The organism is Nocardia sp. NBC_01499, assembly GCF_045040275.1.
In the GTDB taxonomy this organism is placed as follows: domain Bacteria; phylum Actinomycetota; class Actinomycetes; order Mycobacteriales; family Mycobacteriaceae; genus Nocardia.
This window is the reverse complement of the sequence record NZ_CP109426.1, coordinates 8,724,601-8,750,375: the sequence shown is the minus strand read 5'-3', so window position 1 is coordinate 8,750,375 and position 25,775 is coordinate 8,724,601. Positions and strand designations below refer to the sequence as shown.

The 25,775-nt window shown below is 67.7% G+C and carries 25 protein-coding genes and 1 riboswitch; of the genes, 5 read left to right on the top strand and 20 right to left on the bottom strand.

Annotation, left to right across the window (positions count from 1 at the left end):
- Positions 1 to 201 precede the first annotated feature (201 nt).
- The 3 genes from nadC to nadA all read right to left on the bottom strand — a co-directional run bounded on the left by nadC (position 202) and on the right by nadA (position 3,993).
- Complete coding sequence (gene nadC, locus OG203_RS39845) at positions 202 to 1,062, bottom strand: carboxylating nicotinate-nucleotide diphosphorylase (RefSeq protein WP_405162360.1); 861 nt, start codon at positions 1,060 to 1,062, stop codon at positions 202 to 204.
- A gap of 98 nt (positions 1,063 to 1,160) precedes the next feature.
- The gene (locus OG203_RS39840; protein WP_405162359.1) at positions 1,161 to 2,795 is read right to left on the bottom strand and encodes an L-aspartate oxidase; all 1,635 of its coding nucleotides are present in this window, start codon (positions 2,793 to 2,795) and stop codon (positions 1,161 to 1,163) included.
- A gap of 139 nt (positions 2,796 to 2,934) precedes the next feature.
- Positions 2,935 to 3,993 (bottom strand): quinolinate synthase NadA, encoded by a 1,059-nt coding sequence (gene nadA / locus OG203_RS39835; RefSeq protein ID WP_405162358.1) that lies wholly within the window; start codon positions 3,991 to 3,993, stop codon positions 2,935 to 2,937.
- A gap of 76 nt (positions 3,994 to 4,069) precedes the next feature.
- Between nadA and OG203_RS39830 the strand changes: the two genes are divergently transcribed.
- A complete protein-coding gene (locus OG203_RS39830; RefSeq protein WP_405162357.1) occupies positions 4,070 to 4,828 on the top strand; it encodes an NUDIX domain-containing protein in 759 nt (252 codons plus the stop codon).
- Between the two features lie 20 nt (positions 4,829 to 4,848).
- Here OG203_RS39830 and OG203_RS39825 read toward each other — a convergent pair whose 3' ends face one another.
- The 7 genes from OG203_RS39825 to bioB form a co-directional block, all read right to left on the bottom strand.
- Positions 4,849 to 5,031, bottom strand: coding sequence for a hypothetical protein (locus OG203_RS39825; protein ID WP_405162356.1), 183 nt, complete (start codon positions 5,029 to 5,031; stop codon positions 4,849 to 4,851).
- A gap of 87 nt (positions 5,032 to 5,118) precedes the next feature.
- A complete protein-coding gene (locus OG203_RS39820; RefSeq protein WP_405162355.1) occupies positions 5,119 to 6,261 on the bottom strand; it encodes an MAB_1171c family putative transporter in 1,143 nt (380 codons plus the stop codon).
- A 10-nt stretch (positions 6,262 to 6,271) separates the two neighbouring features.
- Positions 6,272 to 6,772 (bottom strand): hypothetical protein, encoded by a 501-nt coding sequence (locus tag OG203_RS39815; RefSeq protein WP_405162354.1) that lies wholly within the window; start codon positions 6,770 to 6,772, stop codon positions 6,272 to 6,274.
- A 100-nt stretch (positions 6,773 to 6,872) separates the two neighbouring features.
- Positions 6,873 to 7,406, bottom strand: coding sequence for a DUF1353 domain-containing protein (locus tag OG203_RS39810; protein ID WP_405162353.1), 534 nt, complete (start codon positions 7,404 to 7,406; stop codon positions 6,873 to 6,875).
- Positions 7,407 to 7,500: 94 nt separating this feature from the next.
- A complete protein-coding gene (locus OG203_RS39805) occupies positions 7,501 to 8,169 on the bottom strand; it encodes a DUF2567 domain-containing protein (protein ID WP_405162352.1) in 669 nt (222 codons plus the stop codon).
- Positions 8,169 to 8,396: a hypothetical protein gene (locus tag OG203_RS39800; RefSeq protein ID WP_357391300.1), complete on the bottom strand. Its 228-nt coding sequence runs from the start codon at positions 8,394 to 8,396 to the stop codon at positions 8,169 to 8,171. Before OG203_RS39800 ends, OG203_RS39805 begins: the two co-directional genes overlap by 1 nt.
- 8 nt (positions 8,397 to 8,404) lie before the next feature.
- Positions 8,405 to 9,457 carry a biotin synthase BioB gene (gene bioB / locus OG203_RS39795; protein WP_405162351.1) on the bottom strand — a complete coding sequence of 351 codons (1,053 nt, stop codon included), beginning with the start codon at positions 9,455 to 9,457 and terminating at the stop codon, positions 8,405 to 8,407.
- A gap of 194 nt (positions 9,458 to 9,651) precedes the next feature.
- Between bioB and OG203_RS39790 the strand changes: the two genes are divergently transcribed.
- Positions 9,652 to 10,236 (top strand): TetR/AcrR family transcriptional regulator C-terminal domain-containing protein, encoded by a 585-nt coding sequence (locus OG203_RS39790; protein ID WP_405162350.1) that lies wholly within the window; start codon positions 9,652 to 9,654, stop codon positions 10,234 to 10,236.
- A gap of 609 nt (positions 10,237 to 10,845) precedes the next feature.
- Here OG203_RS39790 and OG203_RS39785 read toward each other — a convergent pair.
- The 5 genes from OG203_RS39785 to OG203_RS39765 form a co-directional block, all read right to left on the bottom strand.
- Entirely contained in the window at positions 10,846 to 12,165 is a 1,320-nt protein-coding gene (locus OG203_RS39785) for an LLM class flavin-dependent oxidoreductase (RefSeq protein ID WP_405162349.1), read from the bottom strand.
- A complete protein-coding gene (locus OG203_RS39780; RefSeq protein ID WP_405162348.1) occupies positions 12,162 to 12,923 on the bottom strand; it encodes an ABC transporter ATP-binding protein in 762 nt (253 codons plus the stop codon). The genes OG203_RS39785 and OG203_RS39780 overlap by 4 nt, the downstream gene beginning before the upstream one ends.
- Positions 12,899 to 13,759, bottom strand: a complete 861-nt coding sequence (locus OG203_RS39775) for an ABC transporter permease (protein ID WP_405162347.1) — start codon at positions 13,757 to 13,759, stop codon at positions 12,899 to 12,901. The genes OG203_RS39780 and OG203_RS39775 overlap by 25 nt, the downstream gene beginning before the upstream one ends.
- Positions 13,759 to 14,853 carry an ABC transporter substrate-binding protein gene (locus tag OG203_RS39770; RefSeq protein ID WP_405162346.1) on the bottom strand — a complete coding sequence of 365 codons (1,095 nt, stop codon included), beginning with the start codon at positions 14,851 to 14,853 and terminating at the stop codon, positions 13,759 to 13,761. The genes OG203_RS39775 and OG203_RS39770 overlap by 1 nt, the downstream gene beginning before the upstream one ends.
- Before the next feature lie 109 nt (positions 14,854 to 14,962).
- Complete coding sequence (locus tag OG203_RS39765; RefSeq protein ID WP_405162345.1) at positions 14,963 to 16,132, bottom strand: alpha/beta fold hydrolase; 1,170 nt, start codon at positions 16,130 to 16,132, stop codon at positions 14,963 to 14,965.
- A gap of 114 nt (positions 16,133 to 16,246) precedes the next feature.
- A riboswitch (cobalamin riboswitch) is annotated at positions 16,247 to 16,305 on the top strand.
- 55 nt (positions 16,306 to 16,360) lie between these two features.
- Between OG203_RS39765 and OG203_RS39760 the strand changes: the two genes are divergently transcribed.
- The 3 genes from OG203_RS39760 to OG203_RS39750 all read left to right on the top strand — a co-directional run bounded on the left by OG203_RS39760 (position 16,361) and on the right by OG203_RS39750 (position 19,832).
- Entirely contained in the window at positions 16,361 to 17,392 is a 1,032-nt protein-coding gene (locus OG203_RS39760; RefSeq protein ID WP_405162344.1) for a FecCD family ABC transporter permease, read from the top strand.
- Positions 17,389 to 18,240: an ABC transporter ATP-binding protein gene (locus OG203_RS39755; protein WP_405162343.1), complete on the top strand. Its 852-nt coding sequence runs from the start codon at positions 17,389 to 17,391 to the stop codon at positions 18,238 to 18,240. Before OG203_RS39760 ends, OG203_RS39755 begins: the two co-directional genes overlap by 4 nt.
- Before the next feature lie 566 nt (positions 18,241 to 18,806).
- Positions 18,807 to 19,832: an ABC transporter substrate-binding protein gene (locus tag OG203_RS39750; RefSeq protein ID WP_405162342.1), complete on the top strand. Its 1,026-nt coding sequence runs from the start codon at positions 18,807 to 18,809 to the stop codon at positions 19,830 to 19,832.
- A 216-nt stretch (positions 19,833 to 20,048) separates the two neighbouring features.
- Here the strand turns inward: OG203_RS39750 and OG203_RS39745 are convergent, their stop codons facing one another.
- The 5 genes from OG203_RS39745 to OG203_RS39725 all read right to left on the bottom strand — a co-directional run bounded on the left by OG203_RS39745 (position 20,049) and on the right by OG203_RS39725 (position 25,748).
- A complete protein-coding gene (locus OG203_RS39745; RefSeq protein ID WP_405162341.1) occupies positions 20,049 to 20,516 on the bottom strand; it encodes an SRPBCC family protein in 468 nt (155 codons plus the stop codon).
- Positions 20,517 to 20,979: 463 nt separating this feature from the next.
- Complete coding sequence (bioD, locus tag OG203_RS39740) at positions 20,980 to 21,654, bottom strand: dethiobiotin synthase (RefSeq protein ID WP_405162340.1); 675 nt, start codon at positions 21,652 to 21,654, stop codon at positions 20,980 to 20,982.
- A gap of 121 nt (positions 21,655 to 21,775) precedes the next feature.
- On the bottom strand, positions 21,776 to 22,930 hold the full coding sequence (locus OG203_RS39735; RefSeq protein ID WP_405162339.1) for an 8-amino-7-oxononanoate synthase: 1,155 nt from the start codon (positions 22,928 to 22,930) through the stop codon (positions 21,776 to 21,778).
- A gap of 659 nt (positions 22,931 to 23,589) precedes the next feature.
- Positions 23,590 to 23,727, bottom strand: a complete 138-nt coding sequence (locus OG203_RS39730; protein ID WP_405162338.1) for a hypothetical protein — start codon at positions 23,725 to 23,727, stop codon at positions 23,590 to 23,592.
- A gap of 191 nt (positions 23,728 to 23,918) precedes the next feature.
- Positions 23,919 to 25,748 carry a glycosyltransferase family 39 protein gene (locus tag OG203_RS39725; RefSeq protein WP_405162337.1) on the bottom strand — a complete coding sequence of 610 codons (1,830 nt, stop codon included), beginning with the start codon at positions 25,746 to 25,748 and terminating at the stop codon, positions 23,919 to 23,921.
- Positions 25,749 to 25,775: the final 27 nt, after the last annotated feature.

The following is a 25,775-nucleotide window of genomic DNA, read 5'->3' as shown; positions in this document are numbered from 1 at the left end:
ACCCGGCCATGGCAAATACTCGGCTAACAGCTGGGGCCGCGACCGCCCAACCAGCGTCAGACACGCCACTCCCCCGCGAGAATCCCCGAGTTCAGCCGCCCACGGCTCCAGTTGGACGAATGATCATGGGGAACTGGTGGCGGCATCGGCCGAGAGCCCACTTACACCAGTTCCCCCTCGATCCATCACAAACGCCGTTCGCTACATGTCGAGCCCGAGGTCGAGCACCCGCACCGAGTGGGTGAGGGCGCCGACGGAGAGGTAGTCGACGCCGGTCCCCGCGTACTCGGCGGCGACGTCGAGGCTAAGTCCACCGGAGGATTCCAGTTTCGTCTTCGGCGCCGTCGCGTTGCGGCGCTGCACGGCGGCCTGGGTCTGCCAGAGCGGGAAGTTGTCGAGCAGCACCAGTTCCACGTTTTCGGCGAGGACGGCGTCGAGTTGTTCGAGGCTGTCCACCTCCACCTCGCAGGCGATATCGGGGGCCAACGCGCGGACGGCACGCAGCGCTTCGACCACCGAGCCGGCGGCGACGACGTGGTTGTCCTTGATCAAGGCGGCGTCGCCGAGACCCATTCGGTGGTTCACCCCGCCGCCGACCCGCACCGCGTACTTCTGCAGCGCGCGCAGGCCGGGCAGGGTCTTGCGGCTGTCCCGGACCTGGCAATCCGTGCCCGCGACCGCGTCCACCCAGGCGGCGGTGGCGGTGGCGATGCCGGAGAGGTGGCAGACCAGGTTGAGCATGGTGCGCTCGGCGGTGAGCAGGCCGCGGGTGGGTGCGACCACGGTGAGCACGGATTGTCCAGGGGTGACCCGGGTTCCGTCGGCGACACGTCCGGTGACCTCGTAGTTCCCCGCGCCGATCACCTCGTCCAACACCAGCAATCCGACATCGAGTCCGGCGACCGTCCCCGGCTGCCTCGGCACCACGGACGCCTTCACCACCGCGTCGGCGGGTACCGTCGCCGCGGTCGTGATGTCCGGCCCGTAGCGCAAGTCCTCGTCCAGGGCGTTCCGAATGAGGGCAACGACCTCATCCCGATCCAACCCACTATCCAGAGCCATCAACCACTCCTCTATCTCTTCGTCGTACGTACCAGGGGTGAGTGACACTCCATGGCAAGGCTTCTCGCTCTTTGCCGCGACACTCGCCGGTCGGGTGTTCATGGGTCGAGCCGGGGACGTCCGTCCTCATCCAGGACGACCGACATGCTGTGGCGGAGCCGGTCGTCGGGGTCGGGATGGTCGGAACGGGTGTGACAACCGCGACTTTCGGTGCGGGCAGAGGCGGCGAGCAGCAAAGTACGCGCCGCCAAGGTGAGTGCCGCGTCCTCGATTCCCGCGATACGCCGGGCGATCTCGGTGTCGGGTGTCGCATGCGACCCTGACAGTTCGGTTTCCCCGACACGACCGGCGAAGCTCGACTCGGCCCTAACGACCACAGTTTCGCGTTGCGTCACAGCATCTTTCATGCGCTTGATCGCCTCGTCCAGACCGGCGCGGTCACGCACGACCGACGCGTGGTCGGTCATCAGTTGCTGCAGCACACGACGATCCGCGCGTTCGGCGACACGGGTAGGTATATCGGTGACTCGACTTCGCTCGCCGAGCCGTTCGGCGGCCGCCGCGCCGACACGTTCGCCGACGACAAGACCTTCGAGCAAGCTGTTGGACGCCAACCGATTCGCGCCATGCAGACCGGTGCGGGCGACCTCCCCCGCCGCGTAGAGACCGGGCACCCTCGTGCGGCCGTGCGGGTCGGTCACCACACCACCGCATTGATAGTGCGCCGCCGGGGCAACCGGGATCAGGTCGGTGCGCGGATCGATTCCCGCAGCCTGACAGGAGGCGGTGATCGTCGGAAACCGTTGCGGGAAACCGTCGATGGCCCGCGCGTCGAGGTAGACGTGGTCGGTGCCGAGGGCGCGCATGCGGGCCGCGACGGCACGCGAGACCACGTCGCGCGGTGCAAGATCGCCGCGCGGATGCACCCCGGCCGTCACCGAATCTCCTTCGGAGTCAACCAGAATGCCACCTTCGCCGCGCACGGCCTCACTGATCAGCGGGCGCCGTCCGAGTCCACCCGGCGTGTACAGCACGGTCGGATGGAACTGCACGAACTCGAGATCGGCCACCGCGGCTCCGGCCCACAGCGCGAGCGCGACACCGTCGGCGGTCGCACCGGGCGGGTTGGTGCTGAGCGCGTAGAGCTGACCGAGACCACCGGTCGCGAGCAGCACCGCCGGCGCATGCACCACACCGAATCCCTTGTCGGACACCGCGAGAACACCCTGTACGCCGGTAGGCCCGGTGAGGATCTCGCAGGCGGCCGCGCCGAACAGCACCGGAAGCCCGGCCGCGTTCAGCGCGCGCTGCACCTCCGCGCCGGTGGCATCGCCGCCCGCGTGGATGATGCGCCGAGTGCTGTGCCCGCCCTCGCGGGTCCGCGAAATCTGACCGTCCCGGCCGAGATCGAAGACCGCGCCGAGATCGGTCAGCGCCGCGACCGCGGCCTGCCCGCCCTCGACGATGGATCGCACGGCGTCGACGTCGCACAGCCCCGCACCGGCCTCGACCGTGTCGTGCACATGCGATTCCACCGAATCACCATGCGGCGCAACAACAGCGATCCCGCCCTGGGCGTACTGGGTGGACGTATCGGCGGCGCCGCCTTTGCTGAGGGTGAGCACCCGCAGCCCACGCAGCGACGCGGTGCGCGCCGCGGTGAGCCCGGCGACGCCGCCGCCGATCACCACCAGATCGGCTTCGGTTTCCCAGTCGATCGACACTGGAGTCATTCGCCCGTGCCTCTCTGTGTGTTGCGCGGGTCACCCGCGACGAGAATGGGTGTCCGGCCGGTCGTCCCCGCTTTCGCCGAGACGACCGTGCTGTGCCGAAACCGCTGTCCGACCACCGCCGCAAGGGCAGGAGTCGGCGTCATTCACCACCGCCCGGAGTGCCGATCTCGATCATCCGCTGCACCGAATTACGGCCACGCGCAGCGGTTTCCAAATCGACGTGCACCTCGTCGCGGCCTTCGACCAGGCAGCGGAGCAGCGCCGCCGGGGTGATCATCTTCATGTACTTGCACGAGGCCCGGTCGTTCACGGCCTGGAAGTCGATGCCGGGGGCGGCCTTTCGCAGCTGATGCAACATGCCGATCTCGGTGGCGACCAGTACCTGGGTCGATTGGCCACGGTGCTGTTGCACCTGCTTGGCCGCGTCGATCATGCCGCCGGTGGACAGGATGTGCACCCGCTCGGCCGGGAACGCGCCCTCGCCCGCCAGGTACAACGCCGAAGTGGCGCAACCGCATTCGGGGTGCACGAACAGGTCCGCGTCCGGGTGGGTGCGCGCCTGTTCGGTCAGCTCGTCGCCGTTGATGCCGGCGTGCACGTGGCATTCGCCCGCCCAGATGTGCATGTTCTCGCGGCCGGTGACCCGCTTGACGTGCGCGCCGAGGAACTGGTCCGGCAGGAAGAGCACCTCACGGTCCGGGTCGATCGAGGCGACCACGTCGACCGCGTTGGACGAGGTGCAGCAGATGTCGGTGAGCGCCTTCACTTCCGCGGTGGTGTTCACGTACGACACCACCACCGCATTCGGGAATTCGGCCTTCCAGGAACGCAAGTCGGCCGCGGTAATGGAATCCGCGAGCGAGCAGCCTGCCCGCTGATCGGGAATCAGGACGGTCTTGGCGGGGCTGAGGATCTTCGCGGTCTCGGCCATGAAGTGCACGCCGCAGAACACGATCGTGTCCTCCGGTGCCTCGGCCGCGATCCGGGACAGCGCCAGCGAGTCGCCGACGTGATCGGCCACGTCCTGGATCTCCGGCAACTGATAGTTATGCGCGAGGATCGTCGCGTTTCGTTCGCGGGCAAGTCGCTTGATCTCCTGCGCCCACTCCGGGGTCGCTTCGACACCTGCGAACCCCGACGGCCCATCGAACACCTGCCCCATCAGCGGAGGCGCTAGTTTCGCACCCATCGTCGCCATGATGGCTCCCTTCGTCGCGCGATCAGCTACTCCGCCGATTCGCACTAAACCAGGTTTTCGACTTACAATCGAAAACGTGGCCCATAGTAGCACTATCCACGAATCACTCACCGCGGTGTTCCAGGTTCGCCGCTTTCCCGCGAACATCGCCGCAGGTCCCAGCCCTGCCGACGCCGGAGACGAGGTAAACGGTCGCCGCTCACCTGGACATCGGACCGAATTGGCGGTGCTGCTCTGGCAGCGCGCGCTCGACCCACAAAAGGGCACCTGGTCGCTTCCAGGCGGCCGGTTGCGCGACGACGAGGACCTCGACACCTCGGCTCGGCGCCAGCTCGCCGAGAAGGTCGATGTGCGCGAGCTGGCTCATCTCGAGCAGCTGTCGGTCTTCAGCGCCCCCGACCGCGTCCCGGCCCCGCGCCGCATCGCCTCGGCCTACCTCGGCCTGGTCCCGCTCACAGCAGACCCGCGGCTACCCGACGACACCGCCTGGCACCCGCTCTCCGCACTCCCCCTCATGTCCTTCGACCACGGCACTGTCGTCGACCATGCCCGCACCCGCCTCGCCGCCAAACTCTCCTACACCAACATCGCGTTCGCGCTCGCCCCCGCCGACTTCACCATGTCCACGCTGCGCGAAATCTACTGCGCGGCACTCGGTTACGACGTGGACACCACGAACCTGCAACGAGTCCTCACTCGCCGCAAGGTAATCACGCCCACCGGCAAAACCCGAGCCCCCGGCCGCGCGGGCGGCCGCCCCGCCGCCGTCTACCGCTACACCGACTCCGGCATCCGCGTCACCGACGAATTCGCCGCCCTGCGCCCACCGACCTGAGTAATCCCGAAACGGCGGACTCAAGATTCGGCGATCGCCTTCCGATGCTTACTCCCCCGCCGATACCGCCGCTTGTTCGCCACCGGCTGCGCGGCGCTACTGCGCCGCAACGCATCCCGCCGCCGCCACGCAACCAGATCGGCCCGCTCACGCACCTGCTCGGCAGGCAGATCCGCAGCAGCCGCCCTCGTGTTCTCGTGCACCGTCGGACCTCCCTTCCATAGCTGACCGATCCAACTGAGCTACGCTACGCCCGCCCCTGACATTCCCTCCACCCATTTTGCCGCTGATCAGCCGGGGTGCGCCGCACGCCGTGGGAGATTCACGACGGTGCGCGCGTGGTTCCAGTGCGCGGCAAGCGCGGTGAGTTCGGCGGTTTCGGCGCTCACGTCGCCCGCGGTGGAGGGTAGTGCGAGCACCTCGGCCGAGGCGGGTACGCCTGCGGACTTGGCGGCACAGGCGTGCGCGAGCTGGATCGCGTAGGCCCGGACGGCGTGCGTGTCGCCGGTGTCGGAGGCGGCGTCCGGGATATAGCGGGACAGGATGCGTAGGCAGTCCCGGATCTCGATCACCGTGCGGTGCAACAGGAATCGGCTGCCGAGATCGGGGGTTGGTTCGCGGTAGACGATCTCCGGGCAGGCGGCGGTCAGGTCGGACCAGAGTGGTAGCAACCGTTTTCGGCTGCGCGACGCACTGTCCAAGCCGAGTCGCGCGACGAGCCGGAACAGCATCGGCACGGTCATGCCGATGGCGAACAGCGCGGTCTGATACAGCAGGATGTCACGGTCGGCCAGGGTCAGCATCGCGGTGAAGACGTTGTGCTCACCGTGGATCAGGAAGATCGTCGCGACCGGCGCCGAGCTGAACCCGATCAGGTGGACCAGCGGAAACAGCGAAATCGCCGCGTAAACCAGCACCTCTCTCGGATCGGACCGCTTCCGCAATTCGGCGACACCGACCCGGATGACCAAGTAGTCGAGCCAGACGATCAACGGCAGCAGCGACAGCCAGAAACCCAGTGGCGCCCAACCGGTTTCCTCCTCGATCAACACACCGTGATCGCGCGCTCCGGTGCCGAAGTACAGCGCGGCCAACGCACCGGCCACGGCAATACCGTGCACTAGCACCGGCCGGTAGGCCCGTCCGGAGGCGGTGGCGACCATCAACACGTTGAACCCGACGACCCCGCCCATGAGGATCATCGCGAATTGGAACAGGAAGGCACCGGAAACGTGGCCACCGCACAGGTCGACGATCCAGCGCTGCGTGGTGGGTTCACGCATGGTCGACGCGACGGTCAGCGCGATGAGGGCCAGATTCGCGTGCCGATCGAGGGGCGAGGTACGAAAGGCGGTGAGGCGCACCACCACCAGGATCCAGACGTAACCGACCAGCGGCAGCGAGCACGCGGTCGGCCAGGATGAAGTCACCATGTGTCGCAGCTCAGTCCAAGAACATGAGCCTGCGCAACGGCGAACCCGCGGTGGCCGTTCGGGATTCGGACATGACCAGCGAGGCGAACAGTTCCGCTTGCCGTTCGGCGGCATCGTTGTAATCGCTGCGCTGCAGTACCCGCAGCACGCTGTCGGGATCCATACTGGGAAAAAGGATTTCGACCGTCGCCCTGGTGGTCCCGTCGGCCGTGCTGTCGGCGTGATCGAGCAACAGATGCCCGATCTCGTGCAGCACAATGTGATCGGCGTGATAGCCGGAGCTGTGCGCGTCGTAGGCGATCACGATGTCGGCGGCGCGTTCGAGCACGAAACCGCAGGGCAGGCCATGGACCGAGTCCACGGGCAGCGGGATGAGCCGAATCTTTTTGCCGAGCAATGCCGTTACCTGCTCCAGGAAGGTCGCGAGGTCCCACGGATCCGGCACCCGCAATGTCGAGATCAGTCCGCGCACCTGCTCGACCAGCCTGTCGCGGCCGCGCCGGCCCCTCACGGTTGATCCCCTGAGCCGAGCGTGATCCGCGCAGCACGGAACCGGCGAACTGCGTCTGGCCACCGCGTGCGCACCCTAGAAACGCTACCTCGAGACCAGCTCAGGCAGTCTTCATCTGTGGCTGCGGTGGGGGAACCGCGGTGCGGGTGAACACCCGGGTGATCCCCCAGAAGACCAGCTCCACCAACCAGAACAGCACTAAGAAGACCTGCACGACGATCGCCGGAATCGCCAGGAAGACAACGGATGGCACCGCGATCAGGACCCAGGCGGCCACGTCGCCGGGGCTCGCGCCACGCAGGCCGCTGGCCAATCGCACTGCGGCCCACATCATCCAGCGGCGCGGCACCGCGGTACCCAGTTCGCGCAGGCAGCGCCGGAAGATCCCGTCCGCGTCCGCGACGCTCACCGCGTGCGAGCTGCGCAGGTAGTCGTGCAGGATGGCGGCGCGGGTGTACACGCCGTAGCGGGGTACGAGCCACACCAGGGCTCGCGGCACCGAGGCGAAGTCCGTGCGGAACCCTGCGGGGATCACGAATTCCTCGGAGCTACCGTGATAGACGAGCGGTTCGACCACCCGCCAGAATTTGGCGTCGAGTTCCTCGACGATGGGCCCGCTACCGACGAACGCCACGACTCGTTCCTCTCTGAACGCACAGCGTGTCCCACGATTCTAGGCCGTTTTGGTACGCATGTGCCGTCCCGCGGGCAACGGTTCGGATAACGCCTCAGCGGTGGGGACGAGTCTCCGGCAACGAACCGGAACCGGCCTCCCTGGCCGGTTCGTAACTACCGTAAGGGAGTGGCCCGGCCGCCGCTGGGTACGACGCGGCGCCGTACGGTCCGAACGCGCCTGCCGGGCCGAGCGATCCGCTCGCGACGGGAGTACCGGCGCCGAGATCCTCCGACGGACTCAGCGCGGCGAAGAACAGCACGAGCAGCGACGCGATCAGCGGCTGCACGATCAGCGCGAGCCAGGTGCCGACCTCGACCGGCAGCTCGACGATCTGCCCGATCGGCGGATCGTGCGGACGCGGGTGGTACCACTGCGCGACCTGCTCGCCGAGCCGCGCCATCACCACGGCCCCGATCAGCGAGCCGACAAGCAGCCCGATCTGCAACAGCGGCCCGCGCGCGCCGCGCAAGCGCCACGCGGCGACCGCCGTCAACAGCCCGGTCACCGCGCCGAAGCACACGAACATCGCCACCGCGTCGAACTGATGCGCGCTCTCCCCGGTCAACACGGCACCGCGGCCGGGCTCGACCACGAACAGCTGCTCGGTCGGCGCGAGCAGACCCCACCCGACGCCGCCGAGCGCACTCACCACGATCACGGCCACCGCGACAATCACCGCGGCCCGCGCCTCACGCCGGAACCCGATCCGTGACGCCTGCACTAGCGCAGTTCCAGACTGGCCGCGTCGATCACACCGTGCCGGGAGCACTTGGCCCACCAGCCGTCGGGGCTCACCTGCACGATCATCCGGCGACCGCAGTGCTCGCAGAAGCGCGGCGGCTCCAGCCCGAGCGCGGCGGCCGCTGGCACGGCGTCATCGAGGCCGGGCACGATCCGTTTGCCGGTGAACGGGTTGTAGCGCTCGTCCATGCCCATGACATTACTCATGCGTGCGCTCAGAGGGTTTCGTTGAGCGCCTTGATCGGCATCTTCAACTCGCCGAGCAGATCGAGATCCGCCTCGGCGGGCCGGCCGAGGGTGGTCAGGTAGTTGCCGACGATGACGGCGTTGATGCCGCCGAGGATGCCCTGCTTGGCACCGAGGTCACCGAGGGTGATCTCGCGACCGCCCGCGAAGCGAAGGATGGTGCGCGGCAACGCGAGCCGGAACGCGGCGACGGCGCGCAGTGCGTCGGCGGCGGGCAGCACCTCGAGGTCGCCGAAGGGGGTGCCAGGGCGCGGGTTGAGGAAGTTCAGCGGCACCTCGTCGGGCTCGAGCTCGGCCAGGTTCGCCGCGAATTCCGCACGCTGCTCAAGGCTTTCGCCCATGCCGAGGATGCCGCCGCAGCAGACCTCCATGCCCGCCTCGCGGACCATCCGCAGCGTGTCCCAACGCTCTTCCCAGCTGTGCGTGGTGACCACGTTCGGGAAGTGCGACCGCGAGGTTTCCAGGTTGTGGTTGTAGCGGTGCACGCCCATGGCGGCGAGCTGGTCGACCTGTTCCTGGGTGAGCATGCCGAGCGAGCACGCGACCTGGATGTCGACCTCGTTGCGAATGGCTTCGACACCGGCCGCGACCTGCGCCATCAGCCGCTCGTCCGGTCCGCGCACGGCGGCGACGATGCAGAACTCGGTGGCACCGGTCTTCGCGGTCTGCTTGGCGGCCTCGACGAGGCTAGGGATGTCGAGCCAGGCCGCGCGCACCGGCGACTGGAACAAACCGGACTGCGAGCAGAAGTGGCAGTCCTCCGGGCAGCCGCCGGTCTTGAGGCTGATGATGCCCTCGACCTCGACCTCGGGGCCGCACCACTTCATCCGCACGTCGTGCGCCAGGGCGAGCAGCTCTTCGAGGTGGTCGTCGCCGAGGCGGAGCACCTCGAGGGTCTGCTCCTGAGTCAGTCCTTCGCCGCGCTCGAGCACTTGCTCGCGGGCGATGGCAAGGATCCTGGGGTTGGCAGCCGGCGGAGCCGGCGGGGCGGGTGAATCAGTATCGACAGGAGCCTGGGTCACTGCGCGAATCCCTTCGGTCGGCCGAGGTGGCCGGGCAACTTGAACGGTGTTCAGGCTAGGGTAGACGAGACAGTGAGTCAAAACACTGCGAGCCGGGTACGGGGGCTGCGCGGGCCGCCGACGCGCGAGCGACGGTAACCTGCGTAACCACGACGACGGCCGCGAGCGCCGCGATCGGACAGGGAGGAATTCGGGTGCAACTGCACAGAGCGGACGTGGTCGACGGCGCCATCGCGATTCTCGACCAGTACGGCCTCGCCGACCTCACCATGCGCAGGCTCGCCGGTTCGCTCCAGGTGCAGCCTGGCGCGCTGTACTGGCACTTCCCCAACAAACAGGCCCTGCTCGGCGCGGTCGCGGACAAGATACTGCTGCCGATGGACGATCCGATCGACGCCACCGAATGGTCCGGCCAGCTCAGCGAATTGGCGCACCGGCTGCGCGACTGCCTGCTCGCCTACCGCGACGGCGCCGAATTGGTCTCGGCCACTTACGCATCAAGGCTCACCACGAGCAAGGGCCGGGAACGCATGGTGAGCGCGACCATTCGCGCGGGCATGCCCCGTCCCGAAGCCGAACTCACCTCGTTCACGCTGCTCTACTACGTCCTCGGCCAAACCGTCGACGAACAGTCCAGGATGCAAATGGATTCCGCCGGAGCCCTCCCCGACGACGAAACCCCCCTCGACGAAACCCCCGACCCCACCGCCCGTTTCGACTTCGGCCTGCAACTGTTCATCGCAGGCGTCCGCCACCTCCTCGGTACCCGAGTCCGCTGAGCCGCACCCGCCGCGCACCCTCCAACGCCGCGCGCACCTCCCGACGCCGCGCGCACCTCCCAACGCCGCGCGCACCTCCCAACGCGGCGCGCACCTCCCAACGCCGCGCGCACCTCCCAACGCCGCGCGCACCTCCCAACGCGGCGCACACCTCCCAACGCGGCGCACACCTCCCAACGCGGCGCACACCTCCCAACGCGGCGCACACCTCCCAACGCGGCGCACACCTCCCAACGCGGCGCACACCTCCCGACGCGGCGCGCACCTCCCGACGCGGCGCGCACCTCCCGACGCGGCGCGCACCTCCCGACGCGGCGCACACAGAATCGCACGCGATTCCGTGCGCGGGAACCTAGAAGGTGCGCGGCGACGAGGACGCCCGGCCAGCCCCGCGGTCGAGTGTCCGCAGCGCGTGCATTGGTGCCCCGCACCGGATCGCATGGCGTAGACGGCCATCGGCGCGGCCACCGTCCAAGTGAGCGGCCGGAGCCGAACGGGTGTTCCGCGCCGACTCCCGCACTCACCCGGGCGCAGACCAGCGGTGAATCAGTGTGAGACAGTCACTTTCGGCGCAATCCGCACTGGGCCAGGACCGGATGGCGGGCCGCCCTACCCCTCCGGACGCGGCAGGCCGAAGTGGTCACGCAGCGTCGTGCCGGTGTATTCGGTGCGGAACAGGCCGCGCTCCTGCAGGATCGGCACGACGGTCTGAGCGAACACCTCCAGTCCGCCCGGGTAGTACGGCGGCATCACATTGAAACCGTCCGCGGCGCCATTGCGGAACCACTCCTCGATGGTGTCGGCAACCTGCTCGGGTGTTCCGGCGAACACCCGGTGCCCGCGCGCACCGGCCAGCTTGTGCAGCAGCCCGCGCACCGTCGGCCGCTCTCGCTGCACGATTCCGGCGACGACCTGCAGGCGGCTGCGCGCATTGTCGGTGACGTCACCCGCGTCGTCGAACAGATCGACCGGCACCGCCTCGTCGAGCGGCAGGTGACGCAGACTCTTGCCGACGATGTTCTCCAGTTGCGTCAGACCGTATTCCGGCACGGTGAGCTCGTTGAACTCGCGTTCCAGCCGCTTGGCCGCTTCCTCGGTGTCGCCGATGAACGGGCTGATACCTGGCAGGATCTTGACGTGCTCCGGGTTGCGGCCGAAACCCTGTGCCTGCGCTTTGATGTCGGCGTAGAACTTCTGCGCATCCTCGAGCCGCTGATGCGCGGTGAAGATCGCCTCGGCGTATTTGCCTGCGAACGAACGCCCTTCGTTGGACGCGCCAGCCTGCACGAGCACCGGATACCCCTGCGGCGTGCGCGGCGCGTTGAAAGGTCCACGCACCCTGAGGTGTTCGCCGACGAAGTCGATCGGATGGATCTTGTCCGGGTCGGCGTACAACCCGCCCGCCTGGTCGAGCAGGATGGCGTCGTCCTCCCAGCTGTTCCACAGCGCGACCACCGCGTCCACGAATTCCCTTGCTCGCGCGTACCGTTCGGCGTGGTCGGGGTGCTTGTCGAGCCCGAAGTTGGCGGCCGCCAGGTCGGTTCCGGTGGTGACAATGTTCCAGCCCGCCCGGCCACGGGAGATGTGGTCAAGCGTGGAGAACAACCGAGCCAGGTTGTAGGGCTCGTAGTAGGTGGTGGAGGCGGTGGCGATCAGCCCGAGATGCGTTGTCGCCGTGGCGATGGCGGTGAGCAGGGTGATCGGCTCGAGGCCGGAGCCCGCGTTGTACTTGACGTTGGTGCGCAACGCGGGCCCGTCGGCGAAGAACACCGCGTCGAGTTTCGCCGCCTCGGCGGTGCGGCCGATCTCCTGGTAGTAGTCGACGTCATAGATCCGGCCCGGCTGGCTGTCGGGATGCCGCCAGGCGGCCTCGTGGTGACCGGACGGGTAGATGAACGCGTTGAGGCTGAGCTGACGCGGAGTACTCATGAGGCTTGCTTCTCTTCTTCGTGGTGGCTCGGCAGGCCGGTGGAACCGACGCCGAGGCTGGCGAGCAACAGGGACCGATGGCGGATGAAGGCCGGATCGCTGTGCGTGCGTGGACGTTCCAGGTCGATGCGCTGGTCGACGGCGATGCGCCCCGCATCGAGCACGAGGACGCGGTCGGCGAGCAGCACTGCCTCGTCGACATCGTGGGTGACCAGCAGGACGGCGGGTCGATGCTTGGCGCACAGGTCTTGCAGCAGTGCGTGCATCTTGATCCGGGTGAGCGCGTCGAGCGCGCCGAACGGCTCGTCGGCAAGCAGCAGTTCCGGCTCACGCACCAGTGAACGCGCCAGTGCGACGCGCTGCTGTTCGCCGCCGGAAAGCTCTCTGGGCCACGCCTTTTCGCGACCAGCCAGGCCTACCTCGGCGAGGGCGGCACGACCGCGCTCGGCGGCGCCGTGCCCGCTCAATCCCAGGATCACATTGTCGAGCACCCGAACCCACGGCAGCAGCCGCGAATCCTGGAACACCACGGCACGTTCGGCGGGAACCGTCAGTTCGCCCGAGCCGGGCACGTCATAGTCCAGTTCCGCCAACGCCCGCAGCAGCGTGCTCTTGCCCGAGCCGCTACGACCCAGCAGGGCAACGAATTCCCCGCGCGCGATGTCGAGGTCTATGTCGCGCAACACGACTCGTTCGCCGAACCCGCGACGCAGTTCGCGCGTCCGGACGACATTCAGTCCCCCAATGTCTGTCGCCATGACAGCGCCCTCCTTTCCACCGCGCGCACGGCGAGATCGCCGAAAAGCCCGAGCAGGCCGTAGATCACGAGCCCGACCACGATCACGTCGATCTGCCCGTAGGTGCGGGCCTGCGTCATCAGGTAGCCGATGCCGCTGGTGGCGTTGACCTGTTCCACTACGACCAAGGCCAGCCAGGCGATGGTGACCGCGAGCCGAAGTCCGGTGAAGAACCCGGGCAGCGAACCGGGCAGCGCGATCCGGCGGATGAAACCCCAGCGCGAAAGGCCGACCGTCTGTGCGAGTTCCACGTACCTGGCGTCGACGCTGCGCAAATAGGCGTGGGTATTCAGATAGATCGGGATCGCCACGCTCGTGGTGATGACGAGCAGCTTCATCTGCTCGCCGATGCCGAACCACACGATGAACAGCGGGATCAACGCAAGCGTCGGAATCGCGCGCTTGATCTGAATCGGGCCGTCCACCAGCGCTTCACCGATCCGGCTCAAGCCAGCGACGAGCGCGAGGACCAGGCCGATCAGCACACCGATGGCCAGGCCGATACCGGCCCGCTGCACCGAGGTGAGCAGGTTGGATTGCAGCCTGCCGTCGGAAATCAGGTCACCGGCGGTCGCGGCCACCGTCCACGGCGCGGGCAGCGTCTCCGGGTCCAGTGTGCCGGAGGCGGAGCCGAGCACCCAGGCGGCGATCAACAGCATCGGCCCGATGGCGGCACCGAACGGAATCGGTCGTCCCGGTCCGAGCCTTGGCCGAGTTGGCTTGCGCTTGGCCAACTCTCGCGCCGGTGCGGTGCTGCGTCCGAGCCTGTTCCATACTCCGGCGTCCAGTGTGGCCATCAACGTTCCTTCGGTGCGAACGCGGCACCGCTTGCGGTGACCGCCTCGGTGATCGCGGCGTCGTAGCGCAGGTCGAATCCCTTGGCCGCCTGCACCTTCTTCGGCAGCTCACCCGCCTTGTCGATGGCGTCGATGGTGGCCTGCTGCCGGTCGATGAGCTGCTGATCCAGGTGCGGGAAAGTGAAGGTGCCGAGCGAGTCCACGATGCGCTTGGCGTCCTCGGGACTGACCTTCTGGTTGTCCACGTAGTACTTGCGCGCCCACTCCTCCTGATGGGTGTTGACCCACTGGTTCGACCGCACGAAGGCGGCGACCAGGGCGCGGGTCGCGGCTGCCTTGGCCGGATCCTGCACCACCGCGCGGCGGGCATACAGGTAGCCGAGACCACCGTAGATACCCTCGGTCTGCGAGTCCGGGATCACCGAGGCACCCGGAGTCCGCAGCAGCCGTGTGACATTCGGCTCGATCAGCGGGGCGACATCGACCTGACCGGTGCGCACCGCGTCGAGGAACTCCGCCAGCTGCAGCCGGACCAGTTGCACGTCACCGGGTTTCAGACCGGCCTTGTCCAACGCGCGCAACACCGCGGCCTGCTGCGCGGTGCCCTCCGCGTAGGCGATCTTCTTGCCCTTCAGATCGGCCAGCGTGGCAATCGATTTACCGGGTGCCACCGCGAGTTTCAGTGCGGTGGTGCTGGTTTGGTAGGCGGCCACGATCGGCACGTCCTGCCCGGCGATCAGCGCGTGGATCGGCGGGACATCGCCGACCTGCGCGACGTCGGCGGCTTGCGCGCGGAAGGCTTCGAGAATGGCCGGGCCGCCGGTGAAGTTGGCGAACTCGACCTTGAACGGCAGCTTGTCCAGCTCGCCGGAAATCCGGAGCCCCTGCTGCAGGCGCTCGGATTGATCGGCGACGACCAACTTGGTTCCAGCTGGAACTTCAACGGGCAGTGGCGTGTCCGCGGCGACGGGACCGACCGGCTTGTCGTTGTTCGCGCAGCCGGTGAGTCCGAGGGTCGCAACGGTCGCCACGGCGAGCAATGCGGCGGTAGTGCGGCCATGGCGGCCGAACAAAAACGTGCGTGGTCGATACATGTACGGATTCAAACAAGACAAAACTGGCCGGAACACCGTTTGTCTCAGGCTGGTTCCAACTGCTCAGCGCGGTGCCCGTCACCTCATCAACGCGGTGCCCGTCACCTCATCAGCGCGGTGCCGCCACGACCGGAGTCCCCCGGACCTGCGCCTGGTAGCGCTGAATGAACGGCACGATCTGCTGTTCGATGAACGTGTTGTATTCGACCGGCCGCTGCATCGGGTTGGCGTGCCCGGTGTTTCGCGCCAGCACCACCGACAGTGTGCCGTCCACGCCGCCGGACTGTTCGATCAGCACCCGATGCGAGTACTCGACGTCGACCACCTGATCGTTGTCCGGATTGCGCGGACGGATGAAAACGATGGCGGGACGCGGCTTTCCGTCCGCCGGGGCGGCCAGCGCCCGCAGATCGCCGGTCGCACCGCCCGCGACGATCGCGGTGAACTGCGCCTCGATCAGGCCGTTGCTCGCCGCGTCGCGCGAGAAGATCTTCTCCCGCAGCACCTCGTCGAGCACCTCGTGCAGCTGAGCGAAGCGGATACCGGGCGGCACGCCACCACCGCCGTCATACACGAAACGGTCTCGGCGCGCGTAGGTTTCGACCGCGAGCCGCAGCAGGCGGCTCTCGCGCGCGCCGGGCAGCCAGCGCATCCAGCGCACCATGTCCTCGCCCGCGCCGCGGCTCTCCGGGCGCACCGCGTTCAGGTCGACCGGGGTGCAGTCCAGGATCACACCGACCACGCGGCGGTCGCTGTCGAGGTGGATGTGCTTGGCGACCTCCAGCGCGATCACCCCGCCCATGCTGTGCCCGACCAGCACGATGTTCTTCAGCCCGGACAGCTCGGCGGCGCGCACGATCAGGTCGGCGATCACCTTGGTGTCGATACCTTCGTTGTCGTAGCGGATGGCCCACACCACGCCCATCCCGCGCAGCGCGGGCAGCGCGGCGGCGGTCGCGCTGGCATCGAGGCCGCCGAGACCGACCATGTCCACCACGACGGTGTCCCAGTTCTTGGGATCGGCCGGGGCGGCGACGGGCAGGATCGCGGGCTCGGTGCGGGCCAGTCGTGCTTGTTCGGGTTTTATGTCGTGGGTGAGGTACTGGGCGAAGACGACCAGTACGGCGGCGAACAGTACAAGCACTCGCAGGACTGCCGACCTGGTCCGGCGCAACGTCTTCCACTCGTGCCACAGGCTGGTGTCCCGTAGCCGGGCTTTGCGTCGCGCGTCGTCCCAGTCCGTGACAGTGGACGGGTGCCGGTCTTCGAACGGCGACATCTATCCCACTGTAGGTAAGGGTGTGGACTGCTGCCATTCCACTCGCAACCCGACGGCAAGTGTGAACCCGACCGACCGGTAGAGTTCTTCCGTCATCCCTGGCGGGTGCGAGAATCCGGTGCAATCCCGGAACGGTCGCGCCACTGTGATCGCCCTCACCGGCGAGAGTCAGACCTCCCCTGCCGGACAACTCTGGAGAGGCCGCGACTTGCCTGTGGAGCACCACCGATGAACCGTGCCCGCACGGCGATCATCTTCCCCGTCCTCGGGGCGCTGCTGATCTGCGCGATGATTCTCGCGACCGGCTTCGGCGCGGAAACCCTGCCGGTCTCCTCGGTGCTCGAGGTGCTTCGACACCGCGTCACCGGTCAGCCGCCCACCGACTTCGGCCTCGACACCATCGTGTGGCAGCTGCGGGTGCCGCGCACGGTGCTCGCCGCGATCGTCGGCGCGGGGCTGGCGTTGGCCGGGGCGGCCATGCAGACCCTGGTGCGCAATCCGCTCGCCGACCCGTACCTGCTCGGGGTGTCCTCGGGCGCGGGCGTCGGTGCGGCGGCGGTCATCACCTCCGGGTTGTTCGCCGGAGCCGGTGTGTGGGCGTTGTCCGGTGGGGCGTTGGTCGGCGCGTTCATCGCGGCGGGGCTGGTGTTCCTGATCGCGGTCGCGCAAGGTGGACTGACCCCGTTGCGGTTGGTACTCACCGGCACCGTGCTCGGCTCCGCGTTCGCCGCGCTGAGCAGCTATCTGATCTTCCGTCGCCCCGACCCCGCCGCAGCCCAGTCGGTGCTGTTCTGGCTACTCGGCAGCCTCGCGGGGGCCGACTGGACGCGAATCGCGTTGCCGCTGAGCGTGGTCGCGCTCGCCGGTATCGCGCTGCTCACCGCGAGCGGCTGGCTCGACGCGCTGACCGTCGGCGCCGATACCGCCGCCTCCCTCGGCGTTCCCGTCAAAGAACTCCGCATCGCCCTGTTCGCGCTTCTGGCGGTGCTGGTCGGGGTGCTCGTCGCGGTTTCCGGCGGCATCGGCTTCGTCGGGCTTGTCGTGCCGCACGCCGCGCGCCTGCTTGTCGGCCCTCGGCACCGCCGCCTGCTGCCCGCATGTGCCCTCTGCGGGGCGCTGTTTCTCGTCGTCGCGGACGCCGTCACCCGAATCGTGGTCCGCCCCACCGAAATTCCGGTCGGCGTGCTGACCGGTCTCATCGGCGCGCCCGCGTTCTTGATCCTGATGGGACGACGACGCTATCGGTTCGGTGAATCATGAACGGCAGGTCAGACCTCGACGGCCGTGCTGCCGACCAGCCCGCTAACTTGGCCGAAAACCGGAGTAGCGCTGCGGCTTTGGAGGTACACGGGCTGGCGTGTGCCGCCGGGCGACGGACCGTGGTCGCCGACGTGACCTTCGCGATCCAGGCCGGAGAGACGATCGGGATCGTCGGGCCGAACGGCACGGGTAAGACGACCTTGCTGCAGACACTTGCCGGAGTGCGGCGGCCGGTGCGCGGGCAGGTGACCGTGGATGGTCAAGTGCTGCACGAGATGTCGTCGCGACAGCGGGCGCGAACGGTAGCGATGGTCGCGCAAGACGAGCGGCCTCCCGCCGACCTGCGCGCGGGCGAGGTCGTGGCACTGGGACTCACGCCCTACCTACCGCCGTGGGGTGCCGGTTCACCGCATGAACAGCAGGTCGTCCAGGACGCGTTGGCCACGGTCGACCTGGCCGGATTCGCCGACCGCCCGGTCCATCGACTCTCCGGCGGCGAACGCCAAAGAGTGCTGCTGGCACGCGCACTCGCGCAGAACACCCCCGTCCTGCTCCTGGACGAGCCGACCAATCACCTCGACATCACCCACCGCCTCGAACTCCTGACGCTGGCCCGCGGCCTGAACCGCACCGTCATCATGGCACTGCACGACCTGGCCCTGGCCGACCGCTACTGCGACCGAATCCTGGTGCTACACAACGGCACCGCCTATCCCCTCGCCCCACCCGCCACCGCCCTCGCCCCCGAGGTCGTCGACACGGTCTTCGGCGTCCGCGCCCTCCGCGTCCCCCACCCCGAAACCGGCGACCCCCACCTCCTCATCACCCCACGAGAGCCCGCCCCATGACTCCGGAACACGGCCGACACCCGACCGAGACACCCCTCCCGATCCGCCCCGGGCAGATCCCGCCGCGAGTCCACCGCATGAGTCCAGTCAGCCAAACCGCGGACGTCACCCGACCAGACACCGTCGAGCGCCCCATCAGACATATCCCGTCGCGCGAGTCCACCGCACGGCACACCCCGTTGGCACACCACCACCGGCCCGGCGCGCTCACCAACGGGACATCACGGCGGGGCTCACTCGCGATTCGGCGCCACCATGTCCCGTTGGCGGACCGCAAGACCACGCCGAGCATCGGCGCGCCATCGCGAACGGGAATCCCAAGCGCTTCCCCACGATCCGCCGCCTCCACATCCCGTTGGCACACGAACACCGGCCCCGCGCGCTCACCAACGGGACAATCCAGCACCTCCTCACGTTCCGCCGCGTCCACATCCCCGTTGGGCACCTCCACCGCCCGACGCGCTCACCAACGGGACATCACGGCGGGGCTCACTCGCGATTCGGCGCCACCATGTCCCGTTGGCGGAGCACTACTCGAACTGTTGGTTACCTTGAGAGGCGAATGTATGAAGCACACTTTGCGAGTGTTGGTGGCGGTTGCGCTAGCTGCGGCGGTGGCGGGGTGTAGTGCGCAGAAGTCGGCCGCTGGGGATCTGACGATCCGGAATTGCGATGTGGACGTGCGGTTTCCGGCGCCCGCGAAGCGGTTGTTCGTCAATGACGGGAACATGATCTCGATGGCGCTCGCGCTCGGGGCGCAGGATCAGGTGGCCGCGGTGTCGAGTGTGCAGCGGGACGCGGACACGTTGCGCAGGCACTACGGGCCGGTTGTCGATCAGTTGAAATCTGTTGCGCCGGAATACCCTTCGCGGGAGACCGTGCTCGCACAGGGGCCCGATGTGATGGTCGCGGGGTGGAACTACGGGTATGACGAGGCCAAGAACCTGACCCCGGATTCGTTGGGCAAGGCCGGGATCGCGGCCTACACCCTCACCGAGAGCTGCCGCCAGCACAATGGCGAACGCCCGCGCGGCATCGTCGAACCGTGGACGGCGCTGCGCGAGGACCTCACCAACCTCGGCGCCATCACCGGCCGCACCGATCGCGCCACCGAGGTCACCGCCGACCTTGACCGGCGGCTCACCGCGCTGACCAGCGCACCGCAGGCCGAGCGCAAGCCGACCATCTTCCTGTTCGACAGCGCCACCGATTCCCTCATGTCCAGCGGCAGTTTCGGTGCGCCGCAAGCGATCCTGGACGCCGCGGGCGGCCACAACGCGCTCAGCGACGTGCCGGACACCTGGACCAGGGTGTCCTGGGAGCGCCTCGCCTCCGCCGACCCCGACGCCATCATGTTCGTCGACTACCCACCACAAACCTTCGCCCAGAAGGTCGAGGCACTGCGCGCCAAGCCCGGCATCAACCAGCTCCGCGCCGTCACCGAGGGCCGCTTCCTCAACCTCCCCTACGCCATGTGGACCAGCGGCCCCCTCAACATCGACGCCGCCGAACAAATCCGCAAACAACTAGAACAGTGGAACCTAGTCCCCACCTCCACCATCCAGCCCCGCGCCGACGACACCATCCGCTGATCCGCGCGCGGAGCACCGCTCTCCAGCCGCGCACGAATCTGCCGATCTCGCACGCGAGAGACGAAACCGTGTGCGGCCCAACGGAATACGCAATGCGGCACCCGCACCCAGCGCGGGACACTCCATACGCCGCGTCACAGACTGCGGACGTTTTCGCCAGCGAATTCGTGCGCTGGAGAAGGATCCGCGCGCGGCGGCGCCGCTGGGCGGCCGCCGTTAGGGGATGACGCCTGCTTCGGCGAGGGCGGCGAGCTTGGCGAGGGACATGCGCCAGCCGAGGTCGTTGTCTTCAGGCGGGACACCGGCGGGCAGGTTGTCGTGCACTGCGTCGATATCGGTGCCGCCGTCCGCATCGGTGAGGGTGTAGGTGATGGTCTGCTCGCCGCGAATGGTCGGATCGTCGGTCTCGAACTCGACGATCTGCACCACCTGCTCGTCCGGAACGAGCCGCGCGAAATGCCCGTGGAAGGTGTCGGTCCGCGCAGTGGTCTTGCCTGTCTCGGTCGGCTCGTCATAGGTGAGCGAAATCCGGAAAGCCCCACCTTCGCGCACGTCGAACTCATGCACCTCGCTGGTCATCCCCGTCGGCACCATCCATCGCCGCACCGCATCCGCATCCAGCAACAGCCGATACACGGTCGCCCGCGACGCCCGCACATGCCATCGAATCCGAGTCGTGGTCACCCAGCCACGATAGATCCCCCCACCGACACAGCAAGCCGATCCACAGACCCCAACGCCGCGCCGCCGCCACGCCGCGCACCAATCCGGCCGCCGCGCACGAATCCGCCAGCAGATTCGTGCGCGCGGGGTGAAACCGTGAGCGGCACCTCTGGCCAGCAAACCCGTCCGCGACGTGCGAAATGAATGCGCAGCGCAACCCTCGTCGACGCACCATCCACGCACAACCCAGAACACATGCAACACAACACTTCTCCAGCTACGCACGATTCGCCAGCAGATTCGGTGCGCGGCGAAACGACGCGCAACACGGCATTCTGAGAACCAGCCAGACGCAACCGAGGAACGTGCAACACACCCATTCTCTCGCCACGCGCGAAATTGCCAGCAGATTCGTGCGCAGGGGTGAAACACCGCGCGGGGCGGCTGGCCTGCGGGTGAAACCGTGCGCGGGATGCCGTAGCGATTAGCCGAGGGGGGACCAGGTGGGGGTGAACCAGGTGGGGGCGGCGGTGGTGAAGGGGGTGCGGTCCCAGGAGCCGGTGCCTTCGGGGATGACGCCGACTAGGTCTACGCCGGTCACGCGAGGTAGGTCGATGCGGTTGCATTCGGCGGCGAGGTCGGGGGTGGTGGGCCAGGAGCCGATTACCAGGCCTGCGCATCGTATGCCCGCTGATTGCAATGTGCGGGTGGTCAATTCGGTGTGGTTGAGGGTGCCTAGGCCAGCTGCGGTCACCAGAAGTACGGGGGCATTGATCTTTTGGGCTAGGTCGAGCAGGGTGAAGTCGCCGAGTCGGACCAGCAGGCCGCCCGCGCCCTCTACCAGGGTGAGGTCGGTGTCGGCGAGTGCGTCTATGCCAGCTACGGTTTCGGCCAACGTCAGCTCGGGCAGGCCGGCGCGACGGGCGGCGGTGTCGGGGGCCAGCGGGTCCGGGTAGCGCGCGAGTTCGAGGGTTCGAGTGACGCCGCTGAGGCGCTCGATCTCGGCGAGGTCGCCGGGTTCGCCTGGGGCAACACCGGTTTGGCCCGGTTTGCAGACGGCCACCGACCGGCCTTCGGCCAGCGCGGCAGCGGCGATGGCCGCGGTGACTACGGTCTTGCCCACGTCCGTGGAAGTTCCGGCGATCAATAGAACGCTCATGCGGCCACCACCAGCACAAATGTTGCGGCGACCAAGGACAAGCTCAGGGAGCCGATCAGCGCGATCGTGCCCGTTATTCTTCGCGACCGATGTGCTCGAGGACTTGCACCGCCTCCGATACTCACGCGCGCACCACATCCAATCCGCGAGCCTGGACCAACACCTCACCGAGAACCGTTGCGATGGTATCGAGTTCGATCGAGGTGAGATTGGCGCGGGCGGTCAGCCGCAGCCGCGACGTACCCTCCGGCACCGACGGCGGCCGAAAGCACCCGACGTCGAGCCCACGAGCTCGGCATGCCTGCGCCGCATCGAAAGCAACCTGCGCTTTACCGAGCACAACGGACACCACCGCCGAATCCGGCTCGGGCACACCGGCAATCCGCGCGATGTCGGTGGCCCGCTCCAGCACCCGCCCGGCCAGTTCGGGTTCCCGACGCAGCACCCGCAGCGCCGCACGGGCCGCACCGACGGCGGCGGGCGCAAGACCGGTATCGAAGATGAACGTGCGTGCCGCATCGATCAGATGCGCACGTACCCGTTCACCGGCCAGCACCACACCACCTTGCGCGGCAAAGGATTTCGACAACGTCGCGGTGATCACCAGATCCGGTTCCCCGGCCAGACCGACCTCGTGCACCAACCCGCGCCCACCCACGCCGCGCACCCCGAGCCCATGCGCCTCGTCCACGATCAGTACCGCGCCCCGCGCCCGGGTGACCCGATGCAACTCGGTGAGCGGCGCGAGATCACCGTCCGCGCTGAATACCGAATCGGTGAGCACCAACGCCCGCTCCTCGGTCCGCTCGGCAAGCAGACGGTCGACCGCGTCGACATCACCGTGCCGAGCGACCTCCACCCGAGCCCGAGACAGCCTGCACGCGTCGACAAGTGACGCATGACTACCCGCATCGGAGACCACCAACGCCCCGCGCCCCGCCAGCGCGGTGACCGCACCGAGGTTCGCGGCATAGCCGGAGGCGAACACGAGTCCCGCTTCCGCACCGACGAATTCGGCAAGCTCGGTCTCCAACAACTCATGTTCGGCAGTGGTACCGGTGACGAGCCGCGACCCGGTCGATCCAGCCCCCCAATGCCGCACTGCCTCGATCGCACCGTCGATCACCTCAGGATGACGAACCAGCCCGAGATAGTCATTGGACGCCAGATCGATCGACGGCGACCGCGCCGCCCTCGGCCGCAGTTCACGACGCAACCCCGCGGCCACCCGCGCGGCCGCCCGCTCATCCAACCAACTCAACGGATCGGTAGTCACAGCTCCGGAGCATACTTGAACACCGTTCAGGAACGGTAGCCCCAAGTGTTCCCCGCACCCAACGAACCAGTTCGATGCACCGATCCCACGCACCCCACCCACCATCACCCCGCACAGATCCTGCCCGAGCCACCCCGACCCACACCAAGTCGGCGGGCAAACATTCACAGACCCGATCGAAGATCCACACCGACCGATCCAACGCATCAACGGCACGATAAATCAACGCACCACCACACCCTCGAGTAAGCCAGCACGCGGTAGCCCAGCGAGCCACCTCATTATCCGCGCCCGCAGCAGACCAGCACATGGTCAGCCAGTGCGCCACCATGCCCACCAGTAGTAGGCCAGCACACGGTCGAGCAACGCGCCGCCACACCACAGGACTCGCAGCAGGCCGGCGCACCGCTCAGCCAGCACGCCATTCGTTCAAGATCATGGGGAACTGATGGCGGCGCCCTCTCGAACAATGCCGCCACCAGTTCCCCATGATCTTGAATCATGTTGACGATCAGCCAAATCTGCACCCTTTGTCGGGATTTGCAGCCTCTGGGGGGCACCCGCCAAGGGTGCGAATCCGAGAGCGAGTGCGACTGTTGCCAACGGGGACATCCGCGCCCGCGGTATCCCAGCGCACGGTCAGCCAGTGAGCCGCAGCGCTATCTGGGCAGGCAGTTGAGCAGCGTGCGATCGGCCACGCGCCACGACACCGTCCGCGGTAAATAGGCGAGCACACAGTCGATCAACGCGCCGCCCACACCACGGGACTCGCAGCAGGCCAGCCCATGGTCAGCCATCCCGCTACTCGTTCAAGATCATGGGGAACTGGTGGCGGGGCCCTCTCGAACAATGCCGCCACCAGTTCCCCATGATCTTGAATCATGTTGGCGATCAGCCAGATCTGCACCTTTGTCGGGGTTCGCAACCTCTTGATGGCGCCCGACGGGGCATCCGCGCACGCAGCAGACCAGTGCAACCGGTCAGCGTGCTATTTGCGACCACAGAAGTAGGCCTGCAGACCTGGCCCGTCGCCGGTATCGGGCAGCTTCTTGCAATGCTGTGTTATCCAGCTGATCCGGTCGTCCTGGGCTGGGGAGATCAGCACCAAGCCGACTTGGTCGCCTTGGATCATGCGGGCGAGGTCGGCGGTGGTCGGGACTGGGGATCGGCCGGTGAATCCGCCGATGGACGGGATCTCGGTGCCGGTGGCCAGGATGAAGGGCGATGCGAGTACCGAGGTGTAGGTCATCAGGGGATAGCGCTCGCCGCCGGGGGATTCCCAGAGTTTGTCCATCAGTCCGGCGGCCTGGTCGACGGAGCCTGCGAGGAAGCCCTGGGTGACCTGGCGGGCCTGCGCGGATTCGAACGGGGTGTCCAGCGGGCCGTAGTCGTCGGCGACCACCGAGGCCGAGGCGACGGCGGGCGCGGCGAGGATGGCGATGAGCAGTACCGGCAAGGCGCGCGCCCCGCGCACGAATGCCGCTGCCACGCAACAGATCAGCGCCACACCGACGGTAACCCAGCGCAACTCCTCCGACGCGGCACCGAGTAACCACCCGCCGTAGGCGACGGTCGCCACGGCCGCGCCGACGCCGACCCAGCGCACACCGCGCACATGCGCCGACTGGACGAACGCGACAACCCCCATCCCGATCAGCGCCGCGATCGCGGGCGTCAGCACCGCGAGATAGTAGGGATTGACCGTGCCGACGATCAGGAACGCGGCCAGATGAATGACCAGCCACCCGCCCCACAGCAGCACGGCACCGGTGCCGGGATCGATGCGCGGTCGCCGCCACGCGAGCACCGCGAGCACGATCAGACCGAGCAGCGCCAGCGGAACCAGCCAGCCGATCTCGCGCCCACCGCCGCCACCGAAGACGTGGTCGAACCGGCTTTCGGGCCCGAGCACCAGTTCGGCACGGTAGCCGGCCTGATCCTTCCCGGTCGCGAAGTTCGCCGCGCCGACGTTGAACGAGTCATTGGCGCGACTCGCGGCGTTGTAGACGAAGACCTGCTCGAACAGCGAATTGTCTTGGCTACCATCGGCATACGGTCGATCTCGATCGGGCACCAGGCTGACCACCGACATCCACGCCAGCGAAATCCCCAGCGCGACAACACCGAACAGCACGGTGGCGGTGATCCGTTGCCGCAGCCGTTCTCTCGGCGCGCAAACCAGCACCGCGACCGCGATGACCGGCACCACAATCCACGCCTGCACCATCTTGGCTTGAAAGGCGAGGCCGACAAACACGCCCGCGTACACCATGTTTCGCGTTCGTCCCGACTCGATCGCGGCCGCGGCCTGATCGGCGGCGAGTACCAGCAACAGGACGAGCAGTGTATCGGCGACGTTGCCGCGATTCAGCGCGACCGTCGCCGGAATGATCGCCGCGACGACCACCGCGACGATCCCCGCCACCGGGCTCGACAGCCTGCGCACCGCGCGGTAAAGCACCAGGATCGTCAGCACACCCTCGATCACCTGTGGCAACAGATACGCCCATAGGTGCGGCCCGAAGATCCGCACCGACACGGCCTGCACCCAGAATGCGCCGGGCAGTTTGTCGATGCCGATGGTCGCGTCCGGATCGAAGGCGGCGAAGAAGAAGTTGTGCCAGCTCATCGACATCGAACGCACAGCGGCCGCGTAATAGAGGTGCGGCGCCTCGGACCGGATGCCCCACGCGTACAGCACCGCGGTCACCGCGGCGACGACGAGCAGCGCCGGGCGCGCCCACCCGGGCTGCCCCTGCGGTGAACGCCAGAACTGCCATCGACTAGGAGCCGGACGCACTGACGTATCCGCAGTCACCCCACCAATATCGGCAGAGCCGGTAGC

Coding starts and splice junctions, on each gene's coding strand:
- bioD (WP_405162340.1), bottom strand. CDS start 21,654: ATGAGCGTTCTATTGATCGCCGGAACTTCCACGGACGTGGGCAAGACC.
- OG203_RS39780 (WP_405162348.1), bottom strand. CDS start 12,923: ATGGCGACAGACATTGGGGGACTGAATGTCGTCCGGACGCGCGAACTG.
- OG203_RS39755 (WP_405162343.1), top strand. CDS start 17,389: ATGAACGGCAGGTCAGACCTCGACGGCCGTGCTGCCGACCAGCCCGCT.
- OG203_RS39760 (WP_405162344.1), top strand. CDS start 16,361: ATGAACCGTGCCCGCACGGCGATCATCTTCCCCGTCCTCGGGGCGCTG.
- OG203_RS39730 (WP_405162338.1), bottom strand. CDS start 23,727: ATGGCTGACCATGGGCTGGCCTGCTGCGAGTCCCGTGGTGTGGGCGGC.
- OG203_RS39800 (WP_357391300.1), bottom strand. CDS start 8,396: ATGAGTAATGTCATGGGCATGGACGAGCGCTACAACCCGTTCACCGGC.
- OG203_RS39750 (WP_405162342.1), top strand. CDS start 18,807: ATGAAGCACACTTTGCGAGTGTTGGTGGCGGTTGCGCTAGCTGCGGCG.
- OG203_RS39785 (WP_405162349.1), bottom strand. CDS start 12,165: ATGAGTACTCCGCGTCAGCTCAGCCTCAACGCGTTCATCTACCCGTCC.
- nadA (WP_405162358.1), bottom strand. CDS start 3,993: ATGGCGACGATGGGTGCGAAACTAGCGCCTCCGCTGATGGGGCAGGTG.
- OG203_RS39840 (WP_405162359.1), bottom strand. CDS start 2,795: ATGACTCCAGTGTCGATCGACTGGGAAACCGAAGCCGATCTGGTGGTG.
- OG203_RS39770 (WP_405162346.1), bottom strand. CDS start 14,853: ATGTATCGACCACGCACGTTTTTGTTCGGCCGCCATGGCCGCACTACC.
- OG203_RS39765 (WP_405162345.1), bottom strand. CDS start 16,132: ATGTCGCCGTTCGAAGACCGGCACCCGTCCACTGTCACGGACTGGGAC.
- OG203_RS39775 (WP_405162347.1), bottom strand. CDS start 13,759: ATGGCCACACTGGACGCCGGAGTATGGAACAGGCTCGGACGCAGCACC.
- nadC (WP_405162360.1), bottom strand. CDS start 1,062: ATGGCTCTGGATAGTGGGTTGGATCGGGATGAGGTCGTTGCCCTCATT.
- OG203_RS39820 (WP_405162355.1), bottom strand. CDS start 6,261: ATGGTGACTTCATCCTGGCCGACCGCGTGCTCGCTGCCGCTGGTCGGT.